The following is a 23,780-nucleotide window of genomic DNA, read 5'->3' as shown; positions in this document are numbered from 1 at the left end:
TCAAATAGGCCAACAATCTATACTGCCGCACTTCCACGAAGAGCCTCCGACCATCTGGGCCGGTCAGGTTAGGCACGCGAAACTTTGCAAAGTCAGCTTTCTGCGCATTGCTGTCATTAGGACATCGCGCAGCATCGGTCAAAATGGGCTCGGAGCTGCCATTCTCTGCGGTTGGTGCCGAATGGAAAAAGAGCCCAAAGTTGCCTTTACCGTGCCAAAAAATGCTGTAGGGAAAATCGGCAGGTCGCAGCCCAATGCGGACCTTGCAGGGAGCGTCAGAACCGATACTCTTCACCATTTCGAGTAATAACCCTAAGCGATGGCGAAAGACCGTTTGAATGAGGCCCGTTTTGTCGCAATCCATGGTTGATATGAAAGCTGAGACTCAAAGAATATGGTAACAATACCAGACTTTATTTCAAAGTACCTTGAGGGAAGTATGTGGCACACCACGTCCGTACTTCGGTTTGAGAAAATTCTAGATACAGGTTTCATTTTGTAGATCCCCCGTTGCCAGATAGTGAGCGTTATGGAGGCACGCCTTTTGTGCGGGCTGAAGGAGGGGTTAGCCTCTTTGATTTCCCTAAAGGCTTTGATTTGCAAGAATACGAAGCTGAGTTCTTCACAAGTTCTATTGGTGAGTTTCTCCCTTTCAAGAGACAATGGGGGCGATCTGTTTGGCTGCGAATAAACACCGATGTAGTGGCAGAGAACATCAAATCCGGGAGGGAAATCAGAGCCCTTTGGAAGTTAGAAGAATCGACAAAAAGATTTATGGCAGAGATCGAAAGTGCTCACCTGGGCGATATTCCAGTTGCCGCCATTTCTGATGCTTTCGAGATCGGTGCAGGAGACGACTGTTGGAGCAGGCGCTCACTGCGCCCTAGATCGCCAGAAACGCGCAAAAACCGCCCAGGCCCACCTGAGTAGGATTACAAGTGAAACTCTATGATAAAATCGTTCAGGAACTAGTGGGACCGGAGGACGAGCCTCGATTTCTTGGTGACCGCATGAGGTGTCGATTCTGCGACGCCACAGGGTCAAAGGCATTTGGAAAAAGGACTAACGCTCATACGTTCCCACGATCTTTGGGGAACCGGAGTCTCTACTTTCTAGACGAATGCAAGAAGTGCAATACCGAAAAGTTCTCACGCTACGAATTCACTGAGAATACGCAGTTGAGCGCTAGGCTAGAACAACTTGGCCTATTTTGATCATTTTCGCATCGACCCCAAGTTCTGGTATCAAGTAGCCGTTTTTGGTCCTGAACACATTCCGCAAATACTGATTTCCGTCAGTGTCCATAAACAGACACCGTAAGTTGTAGCAATCGCCCCAAACCCCTGCAATTGCAACTAGTGGAATGCCTATCGGTAGCGAGTCGACTCTTTCAAATTCTCTGTAGTCAATCCCGCAGGCGCAGGATTGGCGGAAGCTCATGGTGAAGCGTTCGTGATGAGTGGGTATCGTCATTCCTTCAGATCAAAGATGGAAGCCGTAGTCTTGGTCTCGTTCAAGCAGCCCATGATTCAACTCTCTTGCAGCAGAGTTTCGGCGGCTCTCGCTAGCTTCAAACTCGTCTGCAAGTTCTCTTCCAGCGTGGTGTAGTTCTGTTCTTCGGTCAGCAAGTCGGCCAATGTAGCTACGGACTTGAGATGTGATTTCATCAGCAGCTCGATGCACTGCGTTAAGCCATTTAGCCTGGCCTCGATCCCGGTCGTCGAGCGTTCTTCCAAATTGCGCAATTCCGAGGCGGAGGTCTCGCAAGCCGTCACCAACTGCTCGACGCACGCGAGCAAATCTCGCTCCAAGGCTGTCAGGGATTGGTCCATCTAGTTTGGCTCCACTCTGATGCAAGAAACCAATCGGCTCGCCACCGAACAGGTGCGCATGCTTGATGTTTCTGGCGGCAGGATCAAATAAGTCGCTCCCTCGTGAAGTACCGCCTGGATGCCCAACCTCTCTAGCTGCGTCGAGGCGGCTATCGTTGAGAGTTTCCAGCTCCACAGAAAAGTCAGTCCTAAGGTTGCTGCGATCAACACCATACAGGCCGTTATCACCGCCCAAGGTGAGATCTGAATCAGGAATTTGATCTTGTCGATGTGACTCTGCCAGGTCGTCCCGCTCCAATCCAAAAACGTGCGGGTATCGGCTTCGATTGTATTCCGCGCGAGTGTTACACATGCTTGAATATCGCTCCTGAAGCTCTGCAATTGAGAATCCATCAAGGCGGCGTGCTCTTTTCGGATCTTGTCCAAGTCCGCGTTCAATTTCTCGCTCAGCCGGGTCGGCTTGCCAGTCGTCATGGAAAATCTCTCCTTTCAATCGCCAGCGTTCGCCTGTGTCGGGGTCTTTGGCCGTGATGTAATTTTTGCTTACGCGGGGGATATCGAAACCTGCGTCGGTCAGAGCATCGACCATGCTTGCGCGGTCGGTGATGGTGCCGATGCTGATCTGGTCTAAGATCCATTCGTGGAGTTCTTCGCGGCCCTGTGCCCTAGTTGGGGCCTCAACGGTGGCTTGAACCTCCTGTGTGCGTTCCAGATCCATCGGATCGGCCCAGTCGTGCGTCTTGTTCATTAAGTCGCGCAGACTGTCATAGGCTGTCCGATAGCCAGGTGGCGCGATGTTGAGGCTTTTACCGGTTGTCAGCTCCAAACGCGGTGTACAGAAATGCAGCTCAACTCGGTCTTCGTGGCTGTGCCGGACCCAGAGCAAGTCGAATTGCTCACTGTCCATACCAGCGAATGCCAGTGCCTCGAAGGCGTTCATGACTTCGACCTGCTGGGCTTCGGTGGGTGCGTCCTCGCTGGCAAAGCTGATGACGCCCGCGCGGTAGGTCCACTGATTGCGACTGGCGTCGATCAGGGCCTCGGTGCGGGTGGAATCGCCGCGCAGCACTTCAGGCAAAGGATCGCGTATGACCGTCATGGGCTGGCCATCAGCATCGCGGATTAGATCGCGATTGGAGTCATAGGCCAAGACCTCACGCGTGACGAGATAGCCAACTGGACCAGCACCCGCGCCTTTGCCATTGGGAAAGAACTTGATCAGCATTGTCGTGCCTCATCAAGGATCTTGGTAAGCTGGCGTTCAATCACAACCAGTTGTCGGGCGACGGCCAGCGTATCCATGTCAACCCGACCAATCAGAAGCGCCCGATTCACAACCCGCGCAACCTGGTTGAGGTTACCGCCAATGCGCCCTAGTGCCAGGACCAGAGCGGGGTCGACGCGAGGCGCAGGCTTGCGACGACGTGCTTCCGTCAGACCCAAGGCTTCGCGCAAGAGGGTCGCGGCAGACACTCCGGCAGCTTCGGCTTTGGCGCGAAGCTCAGCCTTCTCAGCAACGCTACATCGAAAGACGAAGGTCTCGGTGAGCGGCGCTTTGGCGGGCGGCGTGCCTCCGCCGGTGGGGTTCGAAGGGGAGGCTTGCCACCCCTCGCAAGGTCCCGTGTCAGCAGCGCCAGCGTATGACATGGGTCGCCTTGCTCTTTGCTCAGACCGCATGGCACAGTTCCTGCTTCGATGGTGCAAACAGGGTCCAGCCTTCGGTGATGAGCCAGCTGCGCAACACGGGCCACTCGTTCTTGTTCGTTGGAGGGAACCTGCCGGGGAGCCAGTAGCCGCGCTCGTTGTTTTCGATGGCTTCAGGAAGTACCCGGTCGATCCAAGCACCAAACATTCGTTCGGTGAACTGCTCCCATTGGCGGCAGCCGAAAGATTGGCGCGAGACGAATTCGGGTTGCGCACTGCCCACGCGCGCCGAGTCGGATGGCCCACCATTCGGCAGATCCGGCTCAAGCGCGAGGTTTTGTTCTATGGATTGTTCTTTCTTTATATAGGAAAGATCACCCATGCGCCCTTTGTCTCTCACGGGCGAACCCTTTCGCCCTTCTGAAAGGCTCATCGGTGCATCCTTTTTCCTCCGGCGAAACGGGATGATTTTTGTTGGGGAGCGAAGGTCGTATTCTGTGTGATTGCCTGCGCCACGCCCTTCAGTTCGAAACAGCCAACCGAACTCGACAAGCTGTTTGAGGCAGCGTTTGATGGTTGCTAGCGACATTCCGACCAGGAACTCATCAAGCGTTTTTAGTGAGGGATTGAGTTGGCCGGTCCTGTCGTTGGCGAACTGTACCGAAAGCGCTGAGGCAACTACCTTAGTTGACGAGTTGAGGTCAGCGCATTGCAGAACGGCCTTGAGCCATTCAAAGCGATTGAGCCTAGACATATGCGCCTCCCGCGATTGCGGACCGGCTGCGAATTTGGTATTCTGTTCGTGCAGATAAATTTGCATTACCGTTGAGGTGGGTGGCCGCCCCCTCAGCGGTTTTTCTTTCACTTTTCTTCGGAAACCAGACCCTGAAAACAGAATAATCCGGACAAAATCCGGGTATGCTGCTGCTGCGGCGCAGTTCATTCGTATTTAACTGATTGATTTTATTGGTCGGAGTGAGAGGATTCGAACCTCCGACCCCTGCCTCCCGAAGACAGTGCTCTACCAGGCTGAGCTACACTCCGACCGTGGCGGGTGATCTATACCTCGCGATTTGGATGTGCAAGAGGATTTCTGAGATTGATATAGGGTGAAGCACGGGGGCAGAATGGCGACCGTTGCAACAAGTCCAAGTGGGGATTTGGACCGTATCTCACTTCAGTGGTTCAGTGCGATAGAGCCGAATTTTGGTTCCGCCATGATCGACGACCGGACCGGGCGGGAGCAAAGGCAGGCGCGTTGCGCGGGCAAGTCCAGGTGTCGTGGTGACAATGCCCACACGCCAGCCGTGAAAACGGTTGGCGAGTACCTTGCCAAGGCTACTATATAGAGAGCGCAAGCGCTTTTCGTCACCGATGCGGGCCCCGTAAGGGGGGTTCACGATGATCAGCCCCGTCGGCCCGGCGGGAGATTTGATGTCACTGACCGAACGGTGCTGAAACTGGGTTATCTGATCCACTTTGGCCTGCATTGCATTCGAACGCGACGCTTCAATTGCGCCCTCATTCCGATCGGAACCAAAGAATTTCAACTCGGTTTCGTGCGTTTGAGTCCGCTTGCGCAACTCGTGCCAAGCATCGTGGTCAAAGCTGGCAAAGTTCTCGAAAGCGAATCTACGTGATCTTCCCGGCATCAGACCAAGCGCTATCTCAGCTGCCTCAATTACAAACGTGCCCGAGCCGCACATCGGGTCCAAGACCGGCTCAGATCCGTCATAACCACATTCGCGCAGGAACATAGCTGCCATGGTCTCCCGCATCGGAGCCTTAGCAATGGCGGGTTTATGGCCGCGTTTGTGTAATGGCTCACCGGAGCTGTCCAGCGACAGAGTGCAAATATCTTTTTCGATCCGAAGAAGCACGCGAACGGTGGCATCAGATGAGACCGGCGCGCCAAGTGTCTCAGAAATGGCGCGTTCAATACGTTGGCGGGCCGCCCTGTCATGATAGATGCGTGATTTACGGCAGGTTGCCTCGACTCTTACCGGAATATCGGATCTCAGGAACTCGGCCCAAGGGAACTTGCGTGCCCGCTTGTCCAACTGCGCCAAATGGACTGCGGGAAAACTGCCCAGTCGCACCAGAACTTTGTTGGCACCCCTTAGCTCAAGATTCGCACGCCAGACTTCACGCCAGCCCCCACGGCAAACAACACCACCTGCGAGCTTTTGCGGACCGCCAAATCCCCGCTCGATCGCTTCCGCATAAAGAGGCGCTTCGAGGCCGGGCGTGGCGATCAAAAAAATCTCGAGATCATCTTCGTCTTTCATTCAGGCTGCTTACACCGGATGAACATTAGGTGCGACATACAAATTGAGGGCAAAAATCCACTCAATGTGAAACTGAATCATAAGAATGTGAATTTCAGGTTCGAAATTGAGCGGTAACAGGTTTGCGTTTGCGTGCATCCCCGCGTAAAGGAGCTTTGATCGGAATTACGCTTGCGGATTCTGGTCGGTTTGTGGTGCTTTTGCGACCGGACTGATCGGAAAAATCGTGATATTTGTTGCCATCATTGTAAGGTGGCAAGCAGCAGGCGCAGGACAGAGGCTTGGAAGAACGTAGCGACATGCAAACTTTCAAACTAAAAAAAGGGTTGGATTTGCCGATTGAAGGCGCGCCCGAGCAAAACATCCAACCGGGGCCTGAGTTTTCCAGTGTTGGCGTTCTGGGGGGGGATTATCTAGGTCTAAAACCCCGCATGTTGGTTCAGGAAGGTGATGATGTTCAGCGCGGTAAACCGCTGTTTTGTCACAAGGACGCGCCAGAGGCGATGATGGTCGCACCGCTGAGCGGGAAAGTTGTTGCCGTTAACCGTGGTGCGCGGCGCGTTCTTCAAAGCGTCGTGATCGAAGTATCCGACGTCAATGATACCGGGGTTGATTTCTCGGGCGTTGGTGATGCGGTCTCAGGCGCTGGTGTCACCGCCAAGCTGTGTGCGGCCGGGCTGTGGACTTCTTTCCGCACGCGACCCTATTCGAAGATGCCCGAACCGGGGACGACACCAGCAGCGATTTTTGTCACCGCGATGGACAGCGATCCACTGGCTGCAGATGCTGCCGTGGTAATCGCAGATGCATCAGAGGCCTTTACGGCAGGTTTGACCGCAATCTCACATCTGACTGAAGGAAAAACCTATCTTTGCTACAAAGATGGAGAAGCCATCCCAGGTGCTGATCTTCCCGAGGTTGAGGCAGCGGCTTTCTCGGGCCCGCATCCGTCCGGGCTGGCCGGGACACATATTCACTTTCTAGAGCCTTTGGCCGCTGACAAGCAGGTATGGACAATTGGCTATCAAGACGTGATTGCCATTGGACGCCTAATGCAATCCGGTCACCTTGATCCGAATGTTGTGATCGCACTGGCCGGACCGGGTGCGCGGCAACCACGCTTGATCCGTACGGTCATGGGCGCCTCAACTGACGATCTGATCCGTGATGAGGTCAATGTCGATGGAGCCGCTCGGATCATATCGGGTTCGATCCTGTCTGGACGCCATGCTGAAGGCCCGACTGCGTATCTCGGTCGTTTTGCACGTCAGATCACCATCATCCGCGAAGATCCCGACCAGATCACTATGGGTTGGATTCTCCCCATGCCGTCGAAATTTGCCGTTCAGCCGGTCCTGGGGTCTGCTTTTGCCAATAAACTCTATGCCTTGACCAGCAATTTGAATGGCGGACGACGCGCCATGGTTCCGACCGGCACGTTTGAAGAGCTGATGCCACAGGATTACCTGCCGACACAGCTATTGCGCGCTCTGTTGGTAATGGATACCGACACTGCTCAAGCTCTGGGCGCGTTGGAACTGGACGAAGAAGATCTGGGCCTTGTGGGCTTTGCCTGCCCGGCGAAATATGAATACGGGTTGGCGCTGCGCGACTGCCTTAGCAAGATTGAAAAGGAGGGCTGAGCCGAATGGGTTTGCGCAGCTTCTTTGATCGGATCGAGCCGAACTTTACCAAAGGCGGCAAGTACGAGAAGTATTTTCCCATCTACGAGATGGTAGAAAGCTTCATCTACACTCCGAAAACCGTAACTTCCGTGGCCCCTCACGCGCGGTCCTATGTGGATATGAAACGGATCATGACCTATGTCGTGATCGCTACGATCCCCTGCATTCTATGGGGGATGTGGAACACCGGTTATCAGGCGAACTCGGCAATTGCCGCGCTTGGACCTGATGCGGCAACGGGCTGGCGGATCGCCCTTTTGCAGATGTTTGGCATCTCGCTGGACCCGTCTAGCATCTTTGCCAACGTGGCGCATGGGCTGCTCTACTTCCTGCCGATCTATATCGTGACTTTGGTAGCAGGGGGTATTTTCGAGGTCATTTTTGCGACAGTGCGGGGCCATGAGGTAAACGAGGGTTTTCTTGTTACTTCTATGCTTTACACGCTTATCATGCCGGCAACGACACCGCTGTGGCAGGTGGCCCTGGGCATTATATTCGGTGTTGTGATCGGCAAAGAGGTTTTTGGCGGGACCGGCAAGAACTTCCTCAACCCCGCGCTTGTGGGCCGCGCGTTCCTGTACTTCGCGTATCCGGCTCAGATGTCTGGCGACTCGGTTTGGACACCGGTTGACGGGTTCTCGGGTGCGACGGCTTTGGCCGTTTCCGCAGCCGAGGGGGTTCAGGCTCTGGCCGCCGAAGGCATCACTTGGTCCAGCGCATTCTACGGCACCATCCAAGGAAGTTTCGGTGAGACATCGACACTGGCCTGTATGATCGGCTTGGGCTTCCTGCTTCTGACCAAGATCGCGAACTACCGATTGATCTTAGGATGTCTGGCCGGAACCATCGGCTTTACCCTGCTACTGAACGTGATTGGGTCGGACACCAATCCAATGTTCGCCATGCCCTGGTATTGGCACATCGTACTTGGCGGGTATGCCTTCGGGCTGGCCTTTATGGTCACCGAGCCCGTCTCTGCCAGCCACACCAATGTTGGGCGTTACATCTACGGGGCGCTGATCGGTGTCATGGTTGTGTTGATCCGTGTGGTGAACCCGGCTTTCCCCGAAGGCATGATGCTGGCGATCCTGTTCGGAAACGTCTTTGCACCGCTGATCGACTATTTCGTCGTCCAGGCAAATATCAAACGGAGGGCGCGTCGCCATGTCTGATCCGCAATCCCAAGAACCAAAAGGCGCGATTGCCAAGTTTCTTGCGGCCTCGCCGGATTCTGTTGGCAAGACGATTTTCGTCGCTGTGGCTGTATGCCTAATTGCGTCGATGGTCGTATCAGCCGCTGCGGTCAGCTTGCGCCCTGTGCAGGAAGCGAACAAGCTGAAGGACAAGCAGGTCAATGTTTTGCAAGTCGCGGGTGTTTATGAACCCGGAATAAATGTAACCGAAGCCTTCGCCGCGTTTGAACCGCATGTACTGGATCTTGCCGCAGGTGACTTCGTGGACGACCAGTTCGATCCTGCCACGTTTGATGATATCGCTGCTGCCAGTGATCCGGAACTAAGCGTTGCTTTGGACGATGACCCGGCCGGGATCGGTCGCAAGGCCAAGTATCGCGTCATCTACCTGCTGCGCGATGATGCCGGTGATCTGGATAAGGTGATCCTTCCGCTGCATGGCTATGGCCTCTGGTCGACGCTCTATGGCTTTATTGCTTTGGAGAATAACGGCAACGATATCTACGGCCTTCAGTTCTATCAGCATGGTGAAACCCCGGGTCTGGGTGCCGAGGTGGATAACCCACGCTGGAAAGCGCTGTGGAACGGTAAAAAACTGCGGGACGATGCGGGTGATCTGCAGATCACAGTCGCCAAATCTCAGCCCGCAGCTGGTGCCGATTTTTATGTCGATGCGTTGGCTGGTGCCACGCTGACCTCTGTCGGTGTTGATAACCTGGTAAAATTCTGGATGGGCGATGCGGGCTACGGCCCGTTCCTGGCCAAACTGCAAGCAGGAGATCTATGATGTCCCAGACCAAGAAAGAGCTGTTGGTCGATCCGCTCGTCGACAACAACCCGATCACACTGCAGGTGTTGGGCATCTGCTCCGCACTTGCGGTGACCTCATCGCTACAGGTTGCTTTCGTTATGGCGCTGGCAGTGACCTTCGTGACCGGGTTCGCGTCAATGTTCATCTCCATGTTGCGCAACCAGATTCCGGGGTCGATCCGGATCATCGTGCAAATGGTGATCATCGCTTCGCTGGTGATCCTGGTGGATCAGATCCTTAAGGCCTATGCCTTCCAGATATCGAAAACCCTGTCAGTTTTTGTTGGCCTGATCATCACAAACTGTATCGTTATGGGGCGGGCCGAAGCGTTTGCCATGAAGAACCCTCCGATGGCTTCGTTCATCGACGGTGTAGGTAACGGCCTTGGCTATGGTCTGATCCTGATGTTGGTTGGTTTCATCCGCGAACTGTTTGGCTCGGGCAGCCTGTTCGGCGTGACGATCCTGCAAACTGTGAATAATGGCGGCTGGTATGTACCGAATGGTCTGTTGTTGCTGCCACCTTCTGCCTTCTTCGTGATCGGCCTGCTGATCTGGGCTTTCCGCACCTGGAAGCCGAACCAGGTCGAAGAACGTGAATATAAAATCCAGCAGGTAGAGGCGCACTGATGGAAGGGCTTATTTCTCTGGCCGTAAAGGCCATCTTTGTCGAAAACCTCGCGCTCAGCTTCTTTTTGGGGATGTGTACCTTCATCGCCGTATCCAAGAAGATTTCGACTGCACTGGGTTTGGGTATCTCGGTCATGGTCGTGCAAGCGATCACTGTGCCGACCAATAACCTGTTGCTCAGTTATCTGCTGAAACCGGGTGCGCTGGCCTGGGCGGGTTTCCCGGATGTGGACCTGACTTTCCTTGGTCTGATCTCGTACATCGGCGTGATTGCCGCGATGGTGCAAATCCTTGAGATGGTTCTCGATAAGTACTTCCCGCCACTCTACAACGCGTTGGGTATCTTCTTGCCCCTGATTACCGTGAACTGCGCCATCCTTGGCGGCTCGCTGTTCATGGTTGAACGCGACTATAACTTTGCCGAGGCCGCGACTTATGGTCTGTCTTCGGGCTTTGGCTGGGCGCTGGCAATTACCGCAATGGCAGGTGTTCGGGAAAAGCTGAAATATTCGGACATTCCAGATGGCCTGCAGGGGCTGGGCATCACCTTCATCACTGCAGGTCTGATGGCTATGGCCTTCATGTCCTTCTCGGGCGTGAAATTGTAAGGAGGGCGCAATGGAAACCTTTAGCCTTGGCGTAATCCTTTTTACCCTGATCGTTCTGGCGCTTGTGGCCATCATTATGGCGGCCCGTTCCAAGCTGGTGTCGACCGGTGATGTCAACATCACCATTAATGGCGAGAAAACAATCTCGGTTCCCGCAGGAGGCAAACTGCTGCAAACTCTTGCGGCGGAGAAGCTGTTTGTCCCATCGGCCTGCGGCGGTGGTGGGACGTGCGCGCAATGTCGTGTCAAAGTGCATTCGGGCGGAGGATCTATCCTGCCCACCGAGGAAAGCCATATCACCAAGCGTGAGGCGGCTTGCGGTGATCGCCTATCTTGTCAGGTTGCCGTCAAGCAGGACATGGATATCGAAGTTCCTGAAGAGGTCTTTGGCGTCAAAAAATGGGAATGCACCGTTCGTTCGAACGAGAACGTAGCAACCTTCATCAAGGCCCTGACACTGGACCTGCCTGAAGGCGAGGATGTGAACTTCCGCGCCGGTGGCTACATCCAGATCGAAGCGCCTGCGCACCAGCTGGCTTATACGGATTTCGACGTCGAAGAGGAGTACCGCGAGGATTGGGATCGCTTCAATCTGTGGCAGTACAAATCCGTCGTCGCCGAACCGATCGAACGCGCCTATTCCATGGCCAACTACCCGGATGAAAAAGGCATGATCATGCTGAACGTCCGCGTGGCGTCGCCCCCTCCGGGGTCCGAAGGTATCCCGCCGGGTCAGATGTCGTCGTATATCTTCAACCTGAAACCGGGCGACAAAGTTACAATCTCGGGTCCGTTTGGTGAGTTCTTTGCTCGCGAGACCGAGAAAGAGATGGTATTCATCGGTGGTGGTGCTGGCATGGCCCCGATGCGCAGTCATATCTTTGACCAGCTCAAACGTCTTGAGAACCGCAACCGCAAGATCAGTTTCTGGTATGGCGCGCGCTCGAAGAAAGAAATGTTCTTTGTCGAGGATTTCGACACTCTGGCCAAAGAGTTCGACAATTTCGAATGGCACGTCGCTCTGTCGGATGCCCAACCCGAGGATGATTGGAAAGGCTACACCGGCTTTATCCATAACGTTCTGTTCGAAGAATACCTCAAGAACCACCCGGCGCCTGAGGATTGCGAATACTACATGTGTGGCCCGCCAATCATGAACCAGTCTGTCATCAACATGTTGCTGGATCTGGGCGTGGATCGCGAAGACATCATGCTCGACGATTTCGGCGGATAAACAGTATTGATCGGTTCCATCCTTTGGAGCCGATTTTTTTCTCAGAGTTGATCAGTCAAAAGGCACCCCGGTGCCCTATTTTTCGACTGATGCTGCGCCGGTTTTGTCTCAGAAGGTAACAGGCGATATGCTAACCGGATGGATCAAAAGGTTTTTTGCGTCCCAAGCGCTACCTGATCAGGTAATAGGCACATCCTCACTGGCACCGACAGAGAAGTTCTATGCCATCGGCGACCTTCATGGCAGGATGGACCTCCTTCAGATGCTTTTGCCTGCATTGGACGGTGCTTGTCCTACAGTGTTTGTTGGCGACTATGTTGATCGAGGTGAGCACAGCGCACAGGTTTTGCGTCAGTTACACCACCTGGACACATGTTCAGAAAAGAAAGCGATCTGCCTTAAGGGCAATCATGAGGACATGTTGCTTGGGTTTTTAGATGATCCAAGAAAATGGGAGAGTGTTTGGCTGCACAATGGTGGTGCCCAAACCTTGGCCTCATTTGACCTGATAGATATTGAACTCTCCGATCCAGATGCCGTCGCTGAAGCGCTTCGGGGCGCGATGGGTCAATCCCTTGTGGATTGGCTGTTTGATCGTCCGCTGACCTGGACAAGTGGCAATGTGACCGTTGTTCACGCTGCGCTTGACCCGTCGCAGCTGGTCGACGGACAGCAAGACAGCACCTGCCTCTGGGGACACCCGCAATTTCGTAAGAAACGTCGAAAAGACGGGCAATGGGTAGTGCACGGGCATACGATCGTCGACGAGCCCATGATTGAGAATGACGTCATATCTATCGACACCGGTGCATTCGTCACCGACCGCCTGACCGCCGCGGAAATCTCACCCGGTTCTGTCCGATTTATCTCGGCGAGTCACACCGGAATCGAGTGGGAATCGGCTTAAGAGTTAGCCGACAATCATCTGTTTCATTCTAAGCGCTTCATATTCCAGTTCCTTCAATCGGAAATGGACTACGTCCCCAATAGTAATAACGCCGCGCAAATTGCCGTCACTTAAAACAGGCATGTGCCGGAAGCGACCCTCGGTCATAGTTTTCAGCACATCGTTCAGATAGTCGTCTGGGCTACAGGTTTTGACCTCAGTCGTCATCAGGTCGGCCACAGATTGAGGTAGTGTCTGACCGGGTGTTTCCGCCATTCGGCGAACAATATCACGTTCAGATAGGATCCCTTGCAACGAACCATTCTGGTCCGTGACCACAACCGCACCAATGCGCTTTTCCCGTAAGATATCTACAACTGAATGGATCGTATCGTTGGGTCGTACAGAAAAAACAGCATCCCCTTTGCCTTCCAGCAGTTTTGAAACCGTTGTCTGTGTGTGCGACAGGTTTGTTTCAACTGACTGACTGCGAGTCGCCTTCGCGGCCTTGTCGCCACGGGTCGGGGGCTGGTAAGAGCTTGGGGCCATGGGCGGTCTCCTCTTTCACAGGTAGTGTCCTTATTCTCTACCTTACCGCAGGGATAGGCGCTGTATAGGTGCAAATTCGAAAACCGATGTAACCGGACTACTTTACAAGGAGTTCCAAGTTCTTGAGCGAGCTATACCTGACCCCGCCGGTTGCTGCGTTGATCTTCTTTGTTGTCGTTGTCTGTGGTCACAATTTCCGCATGGTGTGGAAACAACAACCCTCAGGCTGGCAAAAACGCGCATGGATCTTTGGTGTGCCAGCCACGATTGGGCTTCTTGCCCTCGCGTTTTTGCCGCTCAAGATCTGACGCCGGTTTGACTCTGAACAGGGCCGCTGGCATATGCCGGGCAAGACTACTCGCAGGAGATCGCCCCATGCGCCCGTTGATTGCCTTGGCTTCGTTTTTGTTTGTTTCGGCTTGCCTGTTTGACAAGGAACCTGATGTGGTGCGTCTGTCCGGCGAGACTATGGGTACCACGTTCAACATTACCGCTATCGGCGATGACCTGGACGAAGCTGCACTGGGTCAGGCGGTTCAGGAGACACTGGCACAAGTCAACGCAAAGATGTCAAACTGGGACCCGAATTCCGAGGTTTCGACCTTCTCGGCCTCAGACAGCACAGAACCAATGCCGGTTTCAGATGAGTTTGCGTTCGTGATCGAAGCCGCAAACGAGGTGCATGAGAAGTCTGGTGGTACGTTCGATGTCACCCTTGGTCCGCTGATCGAGTTGTGGGGATTCGGCCCGCGCAAACCCGAAGACCCGGTTCCTGCCGATGCTGAAATTGCCACAGCGTTAGCTCAGGTGGGTCAGGCCCGCCTACTGACATTGGATAGCGCAGCCGGCACCCTTGCGAAATCAGACGCAGGCGTGGGGATCAATTTGTCTGCGATTGCCAAAGGCTATGGTATCGATGCGGTTGCTGCACAACTGCGCGATGCTGGTATCGAGAACTATATGGTTGAGATTGGTGGTGATCTGGTGGCCATGGGTGAGAACGACAAGGGCGAAAGCTGGCGGATCGGTATCGAAAAGCCCGAAGCTGGCACACAGGCCATCCAGCTAATCGTTCCGCTGGATAATCTGGGGATGGCAACTTCGGGTGATTATAAGAACTTCTTTGAACAAGACGGTGTGCGTTACTCGCACATTATCGACCCGGTCACGGGACGGCCGATCACTCATCGCACCACTTCCGTCACGGTTCTGGCGGATGATGCGATGATGGCAGATGCCTGGGCGACAGCGATGCTGGCACTTGGTCAGGAAAAAGGAATGGAAATCGCGGAAAAGAATAAACTTGCCGTGTTTTTTATCTCGCGCGATGTGACAAGCGGGGAAGAAGCCTATATCACCGTACAAAGCAGCGCTTTCAAGGATGCGCTGGGAACCAACTGATCGGTAGGCACCATTATGAGCACCTTTATTCTGGCATTCGTTTTGTTACTGATCATCATGGTCGGGATGTCGTTGGGCGTAATGCTGATGGGTAAGACCATCAAAGGCAGTTGCGGTGGCTTGAATGCAATTTCCGGTGCTGACAAATGTGTAGTTTGTCAAAAGGATATCGACCCCGATAGCCCCCTGCGTGATCAGTTGCAGTGCAAGCGTGCAAAAAAGATGCTGCAACAGATGGAAGGCTAGGATAGTCCTCTTGGCATGAGCAAAGCCAAGAACGTCCTCTTCATCATGTTCGACCAATTGCGCTGGGATTACCTCAGCTGCTACGGACACCCACATCTCCATACGCCAAACATTGATAGGCTCGCTTCGAGGGGCGTGCGGTTTACCCGCGCTTACATTCAGTCCCCCATTTGTGGCAGTTCGCGCATGTCGACCTATACCGGTCGCTATGTGCATTCGCACGGCGCGTCCTGGAATAATATCCCGCTGAAAGTCGGAGAGATCACCTTGGGTGATCACTTACGAAAGGCGGGGATGGATTGCTGGCTGGTCGGCAAGACCCATATGGCTGCGGATGCCGAAGGCATGGCCCGGCTGGGATTGGAGCCCGACAGTGTGATTGGTGCGCGCGTGGCTGAATGCGGGTTTGACGTGTTCGAGCGTGACGATGGATTGCGGGCCGAGGGGCCAGATGGTTTTTACGATCCGGATGGGGCCAAGAAGTATAACGAATACCTGAAGGACAAAGGGTATGAGAGCGACAACCCCTGGCACGACTTTGCCAATTCGGGATTGGATGCGGATGGTAATGTTCTGTCCGGGTGGTTTCTGAAAAACTCCTCCGAGGCGGCCAATATTGCCGAGGAAGACAGTGAAACCCCATATCTGACCACCCGTGGGATGGAGTTCATGGGTTCTCATGACGGCCCTTGGTGTTGTCATCTCAGCTATATCAAGCCGCATTGGCCTTATATTGTGCCGGAACCCTATGCATCGATGTATGGTCCCGAGCACGTTCTGCCGGTGGTTCGGTCTGAGTCAGAACGCCAGAATGCGCATCCCGTGCTTAAGGCGTTCATGGACACGAAAATTGGCCAAACTTTCTCGCGTCAGGACGTACGCGAGGCCGTTATCCCTGCTTATATGGGCCTAATCAAGCAAGCCGATGACCAGATGGGGCGGCTGTTCGACTGGATGGAGAAAACCGGGCGGATGCAGGATACCATGATCGTGCTAACCTCGGACCACGGGGATTTTCTGGGCGATCACTGGATGGGAGAGAAGACATTTTTCCACGATGCTTCAACAAAAATGCCCCTGATCATTTACGATCCATCGTCTGAGGCTGACTCCACGCGCGGGACCACTTGTAACGCATTGGTCGAGTCCATCGATCTGGCCCCCACGTTTCTTGAGATTGCTGGCGGGGAGCCCGCAGGCCACATCCTCGAAGGGCATTCGCTGCTGCCTATTTTGCATGGTCAGGCCGATAGCGCGCCACGCGATGTGGCAATCTGCGAATATGACTACTCTGCATCACCAATAGCTCAGAAGCTGAATGTCTCGGTTCGGGATGCGGTCATGTTTATGGTCGCGAACGAGAAGTGGAAGTTGATCCATTGCGAGGGTGGTTTTCGCCCGCTCTTGTTTGACCTTGAAAATGATCCAAATGAGCTGACCGATCTGGGTGATAGTGCGGAGCACGCAGACATCATCGCAGAAATGTATGACCACTTGTTTGCTTGGACCCGCCGTCCTTCGCAGCGTACCACCCGGTCCGAAGAGCAACTGCTAAACATGCGCGGTTCCAGCGGCGGAACTGGCATCGTGATCGGCATTTATGACGAAAATGATATGCCGCTCGAGCTGACTGTGAAGTATCGCAACCGTAAGGCACGGCCCTTTGGCGACTACACGTCAGATTAATTCTGCTCTTGTAGCTTCAAAAGACGGTTCAACCTTGCACGGGCAGGGGGTAGAAGATGGCGACGCCGAAATCGGAGAGCACTCATGACCGCCCCCAAACCCGTTGTTCTGTGTATCCTTGATGGTTGGGGGCTGTCCGATGACACCAAAGCCAATGCGCCATATCTGGCAAACACGCCGACCTTTGATGCCCTCGTGGCGGAAGGGCCACATGCGCAACTGATTACGCACGGGCCGGATGTGGGCCTGCCAAGCGGCCAGATGGGAAACTCCGAGGTCGGTCACACCAATATTGGGGCAGGGCGCGTGGTTGCGATGGATCTGGGCCAGATCGATCTGGCGATCGAAGACGGTTCTTTTTCCAACAATGAAGCACTGCAAGATTTTATCGCCAAGGTGAAAGCGACAGGTGGTACAGCCCATCTGATGGGATTGGTCTCGGATGGCGGTGTACATGGACACCTTGATCACATTGTAGCCGCCGCTAAAGCCATCACCGATGCCGGCGTTCCAGTTGCGTTGCATGCCATCACAGACGGGCGCGATGTGGCGCCGAAATCAGCCTTTATCTACATTGCGGAGCTCGAAGATCGTTTGCCCGAAGGGGCAAAGATCGTCACGGTCTGCGGGCGATACTATGCCATGGACCGTGATAATCGCTGGGAACGCGTTTCTGAGGCTTATGCCGCGATTGTCAAAGGGCAGGGGCGTACCGTGGTTTCGGCAAATGAGGCTGTTGATCACGCTTATACCCAATCCGAGACAGACGAATTCATCGCGCCCACGGTGCTCACCAAGTACTCTGGCATCCAGGACGGTGACGGATTTTTCTGTCTGAACTTCCGTGCCGACCGCGCCCGCGAGATACTGCGCGCAATTGGCGAACCAGGTTTTGCAGATTTTGAAACTGGCCCGCGCCCGCAGTTATCGGCATTGCTTGGCATGGTCGAATACTCCGACGGCCACAATGCCTATATGGCGACCGTATTCCCTAAGCGGGACATTGTGAATACTCTGGGCGAATGGGTTGCGAAACAGGGTTTGCGCCAGTTTCGGCTGGCCGAAACTGAGAAATACCCCCATGTGACCTTTTTTCTAAACGGTGGCATAGAACAACCCGAAGAGGGCGAAGATCGTTTCATGCCCAATTCGCCCAAAGTGGCGACATATGACCTGCAACCCGAAATGTCCTCGGCCGAGGTGACCAGTAAATTCGTCGAGGCGATACATGACGGATATGATCTGATCGTCACAAATTATGCCAACCCCGACATGGTCGGTCATACCGGTGATCTGCAGGCTGCGATTGATGCCTGCGAGGCGGTCGACAAGGGATTGGCCCAAGTCGTAGCTGCCTTAAAGCAGGTGGGTGGCGCGATGATCGTGACCGCCGATCATGGCAATTGTGAAATGATGGTTGATCCGGAAACCGGCGGTCCGCACACCGCCCATACTTTGAACCCTGTTCCAGTTGTATTGGTTGGCGGCCCCGAAAATGCAAGCCTGCGCGACGGGCGACTGGCCGATCTGGCACCAACGCTGCTGGAACTTATGGAACTACCAAAACCTACAGAAATGACTGGAGAAAGTCTGCTGACATGAGGATTCGACCGGTCCTCATAGCAGCGTTGATTTGGTCGACGCCTGTCATCGCGCAAACTAACCCGTCTATGGCGGCGCTAGAGGCGGCAGAGATGCTTGAGCAAGCCTCGATAGCTCTGACCGAGGCTGACAGTGCACGTGATCGGGTCAAAGCGCTGACCGAAACGCTTCAGGCGTACGAGGCTGGTCTGACCGCGATGCGTGACGGCCTGCGTCGTGCGGCCCTACGAGAAGCGCAATTGACGGCGGAACTTCAAGTGAGAGAGCAGGAGGTGGCGCAGCTGCTTGGTGTTCTGCAGACTATCGAGACCACGGCGCCACCGGTACTGATGCTGCACCCCTCCGGCCCATTGGGAGCGGCTAGAACGGGTATGATGCTGTCAGAGGTTACGCCTGGCCTGAACACTCAAGCCCAGGATCTTGCAGCCGATTTGCAAGAAGTCCAAACGCTGCGCCAGCTCCAGCAGAATGCCGCCAACACCCTGACAAAAGGTCTGACTGGGGTGCAGGATGCTCGTACGAAACTGAGCGAGGCTATTGCGGACCGTACTGACCTACCGCGCCGTTTTGTCGAAGATCCCGTGCGCACCGCCATTTTGATATCTTCGACCGAAACGCTGGACGGGTTTGCCAGTGGATTGTCTGAGATTTCCGATGGCGAAATCGCAGATACAAACGCCGATATCGCGGATCAGAAAGGCCATATCGCCCTACCCACCAAAGGGGTCATTCTTCACCGATCGGGGGAAACAGATGCGGCTGGCGTTACGCGCGCCGGTCTTGTGTTGGGAACGCGGCCTCGCGCATTGGTAACGTCACCCACAGCCGCAACGATCCGCTACAGAGGACCATTGCTGGATCTGGGGAACTTAGTGATCCTTGAGCCTCAATCTGGACTGCTCTTTGTGTTCTCGGGTTTACAAGAGGTGTATGGCAATACGGGAGAGGTGATCCCGGAAGGCGCTCCAGTGGGTTTAATGCCGGGTGAAACCCCGGGAATCGGCGCTATTATGTCAACAAGCGGTGATGGCACTGGAACTGATCGGTCAGAAACGCTCTATATAGAGGTAAGAGAAGATAACGGCCCAGTGGACCCGGAATTATGGTTCCGGACGGACAAGGATGGATAAACGAGTATGAAGAAATTTGTGATCGCCGGTCTGGCCGGCACCGTGGCGGGGTTAATTGCAACCACACAGATTGCGGGGCCCTTGTTGGCGCAAGAGGCCGAAAACAAGGCTGGAGTATATGAGCAGCTTGATCTGTTTGGCGATATTTTTGAACGTATCCGCGCCCAATATGTCGAAGAAGTCGAAACCGACGAACTGATCGAAGCGGCGATTGACGGGATGCTAACCTCGCTTGATCCGCATTCCAGCTACCTGTCGCCTGATGATGCCGAACAAATGCGTGTGCAAACGCGAGGCGAATTCGGTGGTCTTGGGATCGAAGTCACGCAGGAAGAGGGCTTTGTCAAAGTTGTCTCGCCCATGGATGATACCCCGGCAGACGCGGCCGGGATCGAAGCAGGTGATTTCATTACCCATGTCGATGGCGAAAGTATTCTTGGCCTGACTCTGGATAAAGCAGTTGATTTGATGCGTGGCCCGGTAGGGTCGGAGATCGTTATCACGGTCGTGCGCGAAGGTGAGCAGGAACCATTCGACGTTACAATAGTGCGCGATACAATCAAGCTGACGGCAGTCCGCGCACGAACCGAAGGCACCAGTGTGGTGCTGCGCGTCACCACCTTCAATGATCAGACTTACCCAAACCTCAAGGAAGGGTTGGAAGAACAAATTGAAGAGGCGGGTGGTATCGAAAATGTAAACGGTGTCGTTTTGGATCTGCGGAATAATCCGGGTGGTTTGCTGACGCAGGCCATCAAGGTTTCAGACGCGTTTTTGAATGAAGGTGAGATCGTTTCGACCCGTGGTCGCAATCCGGAAGACGGTGAACGGTTTAACGCCACACCTGGTGACCTGACCGGTGGTAAGCCTATTGTTGTCCTGATAAACGGCGGCTCAGCGTCGGCGTCGGAAATCGTGGCTGGCGCACTGCAGGATCACCATCGTGCGATTGTGGTTGGCACTAAGAGCTTTGGCAAAGGATCAGTCCAAACGGTAATGCCAATTCGCGGCGATGGCGCGATGCGTCTAACTACATCTCGCTACTACACGCCCTCGGGTCGTTCGATTCAAGCGCTTGGCGTCAGCCCGGACATCATCGTAGAGCAACCCCGTAACCGACCCGATGAAGAAGATGAGGACGATGCAAACGCCCGCACCCGGTCTGAGGCCGATCTTCGTGGTAGCCTGAACAATGACAGCCTGAGCGAAGACGAGATTCGCCAAATTGAAGAGGACCGGGCAAAAGCTGAAGCGACAGCAGAACTTCGGGAAGAAGACTACCAGTTGGCCTATGCAATCGACATCCTCAAAGGTCTTTCGGCATTCAACCCAACCGGTCCTTCGCAATAATAGTCGTGGGGCCGCAAAGGGCGGCCCCACCTCCAATTTCTTCCGCTTTATTCTTCGATCTTGTGCAATTTTTTCTCGTCCAGCATCAGGGCAAGGATGATTCCCACCGCGACCGAGAAAGTGGCGAAGAAAAAGGCCATGTTCATTCCGGTGTCAAAGGCTGCGGTAATGGCAGACTTAACTTTTTCGATTTCACCCGAATTTAATTTCTGCATTACAGCTTTTGCAGATTCTGTGGTCAGCGTCCCACCATTAATTGCCTTTTGATCGGTGTCAGACATATCAATGCCTGCAGTCGCAAGCCCAGTTTTCAGGCTTTGCAGACTGGATACATACATGACCGCAGTCGCGCAGGCGACAGATATTGCGCCGTAGACAAGATGGGTCATGAAACTCAGCCCCCCGACCAGACCGGCGCGTTCGGGCTTGACTGCGCATACAGCTGCTGTGCCGGACGGACCAACTGTCAGCGTTGCACCCAATCCTATCAGGGCCATTCCCGGCAATATCTGAAAATATCCGGCGCTGGCAGGCATTACGACCACGCTTGCTGCGCCGAGTGTCGAACAGACATATCCCCAAAAGAGCAATCGTTTGGGTCCGAAGTCATTGTAAAGCGTGCCCGAAACAATCGAGCCGACGGCCAACAGGACCGTCAGCGGGGCCAGGCCCAACGCGGATTGAAAGACAGACCACCCAAGAACTTTCTGCATATATTGTGGAAAATACAACAACCCCACGAAAGCGGCGGAGACGTTGAACATGTTCAGACCCAGGGTGATCAGAAACTCTCGGTTCTGCATTAACTGGGGCAGCAGCAATGGCTCCTTGACCCTCTTTTCGACCCTCGGAAACAAGAAAAACAATACAGCGCTGACAAAAAACAGCAGTATGAGAGGTAGCGACGTCCAGCCCCAGTCGGCCCCTACGTCCAAGCCGTAAAGCAGTAACAATACCGCCAATGAAAGGATGCCCATACCTGTAAAATCGATATGCTCCCCTTTTTTATGCTCGGTTTCACGCTCCATCAGTAGGATGGCTGTTGCCATTGAAACGCAGGAGAACACTACGTTTGCCAGGAAAAATAGCCGCCAGTCACCCAGGTTGACCACTGCGCCGCTGATCATTGGGCCGAAGACGTTGCCTGTGGTAACACCGGCAAGAATTAATCCCATAACAAGCGCGCGGTGTTCCTCTTTCGCAACTTTGGTCGCACCAAACGCGAGAGTGCAGGGCCAGACGCATCCTGCCCCTATCCCCTGCAACGCGCGCGCTCCGATCAAATAGTCCAATCCAGGAGAGACAAAGCACAAAATCGACGCAAACAAAAAAATCGACAGGCCAATGATCATCATCCTGCGATGGCCATACATGTCACCCAGGCGACCGCCAGCTACCATCGTCATAGCAAAAAACAGGGCGTAGATATTCAGAACCCATTGGGTACTGGTTATGTCTGCATCAAAGCTGCTTTCAATTGCGGGCACCAGCATCAGAGCCCCGGTGAAATCGATCCCGATACCGAATGCCGTCACCATCAGGGCGATGATTTTTATGATGCTCCTTCGATCCATGGCCTCATCACTTGATGACGGTAAGCCTCAATGATGCACGGACAACGCTGAAAAGAAAGAAGTTTACCGCGCATGGCTGTTAGTGATCGCGACAAAACCGGGTCTAAGATGCCTGAGATCTGCGAAACGCGCTCTTTAACATGTCAAGTTCAGCGCGAAGTAACGCAACCTCGGCCCGCAGATCATCAGCAGCGGGAGATCCGGCAATGACGGTAAATTCACCTAACTTCTCACCGGTTATCGTGTCACGGATTAAGAAACACTGCACACCTTCGGAAACGGCGGCAGACGGTACTGGAATGCGCAAAACCCACCCCTCATCATCGGGTGTCAGTTCGACATCTGGCAATTGCTCACCCAGATACTGCACTTCAACCTGAGGAGTACTTTCACTGCTCAGGTGACCTTCCCATACAGCGTTCTCAAAACGAATTGGGGTTAAGCTTGTTTGCGTCATCATGTGCCTCTAAAGATCTGCCCTGTGATGGCGGCAAAATGTCAAATCGCGTAAAACCACACGATTCATTGCAGGTTGATCAATAATCAGGTCCAGCCAGAGTTTTTCAATCCGACGTTCGTGCAATTCTAGATGTGCCAGGTCGAAATCGACCGAGAATTCTGGCGTCGAAAGATCGAGCTCGCGCAGAACCTGCTCGGAGTTGGGGCCATGTTGGATGTTGAGTCGGGAAAAAACGGTTGTCGGGCGTTCGGATTCAATCACAGTGTCCACCCGCATCATGTGCTGACGAGTCAATCCAACGGCGGCATCTGGTGGAAGCTCGATGGACAACGACAGAAATGAACCTTGAAAATCAAAGATCTCTATCGCCAGGCTAAATGGGGCCAAGTCCTTTTCCCGCCGGTTGCGGGTTTGCTGCAATCCAATCTCGCTCAAAGAGCAGTCGTGAAACAAGGTTACTTGCCCATCTATCTTTGCCTTACGCGGTGCGGATGCCAGTCCCTTGCGCGATGCAGGTAAACGCCAAAAATCTGGGCGCCATGACCAGTCGGTTCCCAGTGGTTTCGGAAATTGATCGGAGCCAAGCCGCGGCTGTATCAATCGATTATCAGCAATTTGGATGACCCGTTCCAGCTGCCCCCTCAATTGCCGCGCCTCATCGCGTTGACGTCTAAGCTTAGGCAAAGCCAACTGGTCGGCCAACTGCTCTGTCCGCTGAAACCGCCGGATTGTCTTGCGCAGAATATAGCGATCCAGAAATTCCCTCATCGTCCTCTCATCCAAACCTGTCTCTCTTTAGTCAAAAGCCGTGCAATGGACAAACCTGTCCTGATTAATAACGAGTGATATTTTCTGAGATCTGAACAAGACACGCAGATCAACTGGAATTTACGGCGGCGGTACTTCACAATTCTTGCAATGGACTGGGCTGCAGCTTACCGTCGGCGTTCTGGCGAAATGGCCCCAGATCAA

The 23,780-nt window shown here is 54.1% G+C and carries 24 protein-coding genes and 1 tRNA gene; 15 read left to right on the top strand and 10 right to left on the bottom strand.

The features are described from left to right. Window positions 1-364, bottom strand: a 364-nt coding sequence (locus ACRZ91_RS16785; RefSeq protein ID WP_480907230.1) for a hypothetical protein, incomplete at its 3' end; no start/stop codon positions are given. Between the two features lie 146 nt (window positions 365-510). Here ACRZ91_RS16785 and ACRZ91_RS16780 point away from each other — a divergent pair. Continuing rightward, window positions 511-930 carry a hypothetical protein gene (locus ACRZ91_RS16780; protein ID WP_480576315.1) on the top strand — a complete coding sequence of 140 codons (420 nt, stop codon included), beginning with the start codon at window positions 511-513 and terminating at the stop codon, window positions 928-930. 552 nt (window positions 931-1,482) lie between these two features. Here ACRZ91_RS16780 and ACRZ91_RS16775 read toward each other — a convergent pair. The 5 genes from ACRZ91_RS16775 to ACRZ91_RS16755 form a co-directional block, all read right to left on the bottom strand. Then, on the bottom strand, window positions 1,483-3,057 hold the full coding sequence (locus ACRZ91_RS16775) for a relaxase family protein (protein WP_170367310.1): 1,575 nt from the start codon (window positions 3,055-3,057) through the stop codon (window positions 1,483-1,485). Further along, a complete protein-coding gene (locus ACRZ91_RS16770; protein WP_082643591.1) occupies window positions 3,051-3,479 on the bottom strand; it encodes a plasmid mobilization protein in 429 nt (142 codons plus the stop codon). Before ACRZ91_RS16770 ends, ACRZ91_RS16775 begins: the two co-directional genes overlap by 7 nt. A 19-nt stretch (window positions 3,480-3,498) precedes the next feature. After that, complete coding sequence (locus ACRZ91_RS16765; protein ID WP_170666085.1) at window positions 3,499-4,230, bottom strand: helix-turn-helix domain-containing protein; 732 nt, start codon at window positions 4,228-4,230, stop codon at window positions 3,499-3,501. 213 nt (window positions 4,231-4,443) lie between these two features. Further along, window positions 4,444-4,520: transfer RNA gene (locus ACRZ91_RS16760), tRNA-Pro, on the bottom strand. 128 nt (window positions 4,521-4,648) lie between these two features. Continuing rightward, window positions 4,649-5,764 carry a THUMP domain-containing class I SAM-dependent RNA methyltransferase gene (locus tag ACRZ91_RS16755; RefSeq protein WP_480907227.1) on the bottom strand — a complete coding sequence of 372 codons (1,116 nt, stop codon included), beginning with the start codon at window positions 5,762-5,764 and terminating at the stop codon, window positions 4,649-4,651. 299 nt (window positions 5,765-6,063) lie between these two features. On the opposite strand from ACRZ91_RS16755, the gene ACRZ91_RS16750 reads away from it, so the two are divergent. The 7 genes from ACRZ91_RS16750 to ACRZ91_RS16720 all read left to right on the top strand — a co-directional run bounded on the left by ACRZ91_RS16750 (window position 6,064) and on the right by ACRZ91_RS16720 (window position 12,831). Continuing rightward, window positions 6,064-7,407: a Na(+)-translocating NADH-quinone reductase subunit A gene (locus tag ACRZ91_RS16750; RefSeq protein ID WP_480907231.1), complete on the top strand. Its 1,344-nt coding sequence runs from the start codon at window positions 6,064-6,066 to the stop codon at window positions 7,405-7,407. Window positions 7,408-7,412: 5 nt separating this feature from the next. Next, window positions 7,413-8,621, top strand: a complete 1,209-nt coding sequence (locus tag ACRZ91_RS16745) for an NADH:ubiquinone reductase (Na(+)-transporting) subunit B (protein WP_010441334.1) — start codon at window positions 7,413-7,415, stop codon at window positions 8,619-8,621. Beyond that, entirely contained in the window at window positions 8,614-9,429 is an 816-nt protein-coding gene (locus ACRZ91_RS16740) for a Na(+)-translocating NADH-quinone reductase subunit C (RefSeq protein WP_480907225.1), read from the top strand. Before ACRZ91_RS16745 ends, ACRZ91_RS16740 begins: the two co-directional genes overlap by 8 nt. Beyond that, window positions 9,429-10,082: an NADH:ubiquinone reductase (Na(+)-transporting) subunit D gene (locus ACRZ91_RS16735; protein WP_170763171.1), complete on the top strand. Its 654-nt coding sequence runs from the start codon at window positions 9,429-9,431 to the stop codon at window positions 10,080-10,082. The genes ACRZ91_RS16740 and ACRZ91_RS16735 overlap by 1 nt, the downstream gene beginning before the upstream one ends. Then, a complete protein-coding gene (gene nqrE / locus ACRZ91_RS16730; RefSeq protein ID WP_010441340.1) occupies window positions 10,082-10,690 on the top strand; it encodes an NADH:ubiquinone reductase (Na(+)-transporting) subunit E in 609 nt (202 codons plus the stop codon). The genes ACRZ91_RS16735 and nqrE overlap by 1 nt, the downstream gene beginning before the upstream one ends. A 10-nt stretch (window positions 10,691-10,700) precedes the next feature. Then, window positions 10,701-11,924 carry an NADH:ubiquinone reductase (Na(+)-transporting) subunit F gene (gene nqrF / locus ACRZ91_RS16725; RefSeq protein ID WP_010441342.1) on the top strand — a complete coding sequence of 408 codons (1,224 nt, stop codon included), beginning with the start codon at window positions 10,701-10,703 and terminating at the stop codon, window positions 11,922-11,924. 70 nt (window positions 11,925-11,994) lie between these two features. Beyond that, window positions 11,995-12,831, top strand: a complete 837-nt coding sequence (locus ACRZ91_RS16720; RefSeq protein WP_480907222.1) for a metallophosphoesterase — start codon at window positions 11,995-11,997, stop codon at window positions 12,829-12,831. 3 nt (window positions 12,832-12,834) lie between these two features. On the opposite strand, the gene ACRZ91_RS16715 is transcribed toward ACRZ91_RS16720, so the two are convergent. Next, window positions 12,835-13,359 (bottom strand): CBS domain-containing protein, encoded by a 525-nt coding sequence (locus ACRZ91_RS16715; protein WP_010441346.1) that lies wholly within the window; start codon window positions 13,357-13,359, stop codon window positions 12,835-12,837. Window positions 13,360-13,481: 122 nt separating this feature from the next. Between ACRZ91_RS16715 and ACRZ91_RS16710 the strand changes: the two genes are divergently transcribed. From ACRZ91_RS16710 to ACRZ91_RS16680, 7 genes are all read left to right on the top strand, one after another. Then, entirely contained in the window at window positions 13,482-13,667 is a 186-nt protein-coding gene (locus ACRZ91_RS16710; protein ID WP_170545946.1) for a hypothetical protein, read from the top strand. A gap of 67 nt (window positions 13,668-13,734) precedes the next feature. Beyond that, on the top strand, window positions 13,735-14,760 hold the full coding sequence (locus tag ACRZ91_RS16705; protein WP_480907219.1) for an FAD:protein FMN transferase: 1,026 nt from the start codon (window positions 13,735-13,737) through the stop codon (window positions 14,758-14,760). 15 nt (window positions 14,761-14,775) lie between these two features. Beyond that, window positions 14,776-15,006: a (Na+)-NQR maturation NqrM gene (gene nqrM, locus ACRZ91_RS16700; protein WP_010441352.1), complete on the top strand. Its 231-nt coding sequence runs from the start codon at window positions 14,776-14,778 to the stop codon at window positions 15,004-15,006. Window positions 15,007-15,021: 15 nt separating this feature from the next. After that, window positions 15,022-16,692, top strand: a complete 1,671-nt coding sequence (locus ACRZ91_RS16695) for a sulfatase-like hydrolase/transferase (protein WP_480907217.1) — start codon at window positions 15,022-15,024, stop codon at window positions 16,690-16,692. Between the two features lie 84 nt (window positions 16,693-16,776). Then, window positions 16,777-18,294, top strand: a complete 1,518-nt coding sequence (gpmI, locus tag ACRZ91_RS16690; protein WP_480907215.1) for a 2,3-bisphosphoglycerate-independent phosphoglycerate mutase — start codon at window positions 16,777-16,779, stop codon at window positions 18,292-18,294. Next, complete coding sequence (locus ACRZ91_RS16685) at window positions 18,291-19,424, top strand: murein hydrolase activator EnvC family protein (RefSeq protein WP_480907213.1); 1,134 nt, start codon at window positions 18,291-18,293, stop codon at window positions 19,422-19,424. Before gpmI ends, ACRZ91_RS16685 begins: the two co-directional genes overlap by 4 nt. 6 nt (window positions 19,425-19,430) lie before the next feature. Then, entirely contained in the window at window positions 19,431-20,774 is a 1,344-nt protein-coding gene (locus tag ACRZ91_RS16680) for a S41 family peptidase (RefSeq protein ID WP_480607814.1), read from the top strand. 47 nt (window positions 20,775-20,821) lie between these two features. On the opposite strand, the gene ACRZ91_RS16675 is transcribed toward ACRZ91_RS16680, so the two are convergent. The 3 genes from ACRZ91_RS16675 to ACRZ91_RS16665 form a co-directional block, all read right to left on the bottom strand. Next, a complete protein-coding gene (locus tag ACRZ91_RS16675; RefSeq protein ID WP_480907211.1) occupies window positions 20,822-22,348 on the bottom strand; it encodes an MFS transporter in 1,527 nt (508 codons plus the stop codon). 103 nt (window positions 22,349-22,451) lie between these two features. Further along, window positions 22,452-22,805, bottom strand: a complete 354-nt coding sequence (locus ACRZ91_RS16670) for a hypothetical protein (RefSeq protein WP_480907209.1) — start codon at window positions 22,803-22,805, stop codon at window positions 22,452-22,454. Window positions 22,806-22,814: 9 nt separating this feature from the next. After that, window positions 22,815-23,576: a DUF6478 family protein gene (locus ACRZ91_RS16665; protein ID WP_480907207.1), complete on the bottom strand. Its 762-nt coding sequence runs from the start codon at window positions 23,574-23,576 to the stop codon at window positions 22,815-22,817. Window positions 23,577-23,780: the final 204 nt, after the last annotated feature.

Source organism: Ruegeria sp. O11 (assembly GCF_056535285.1).
Note: the sequence above shows the minus strand (reverse complement) of the source record. Positions and strands in the feature narration are given on the sequence as shown.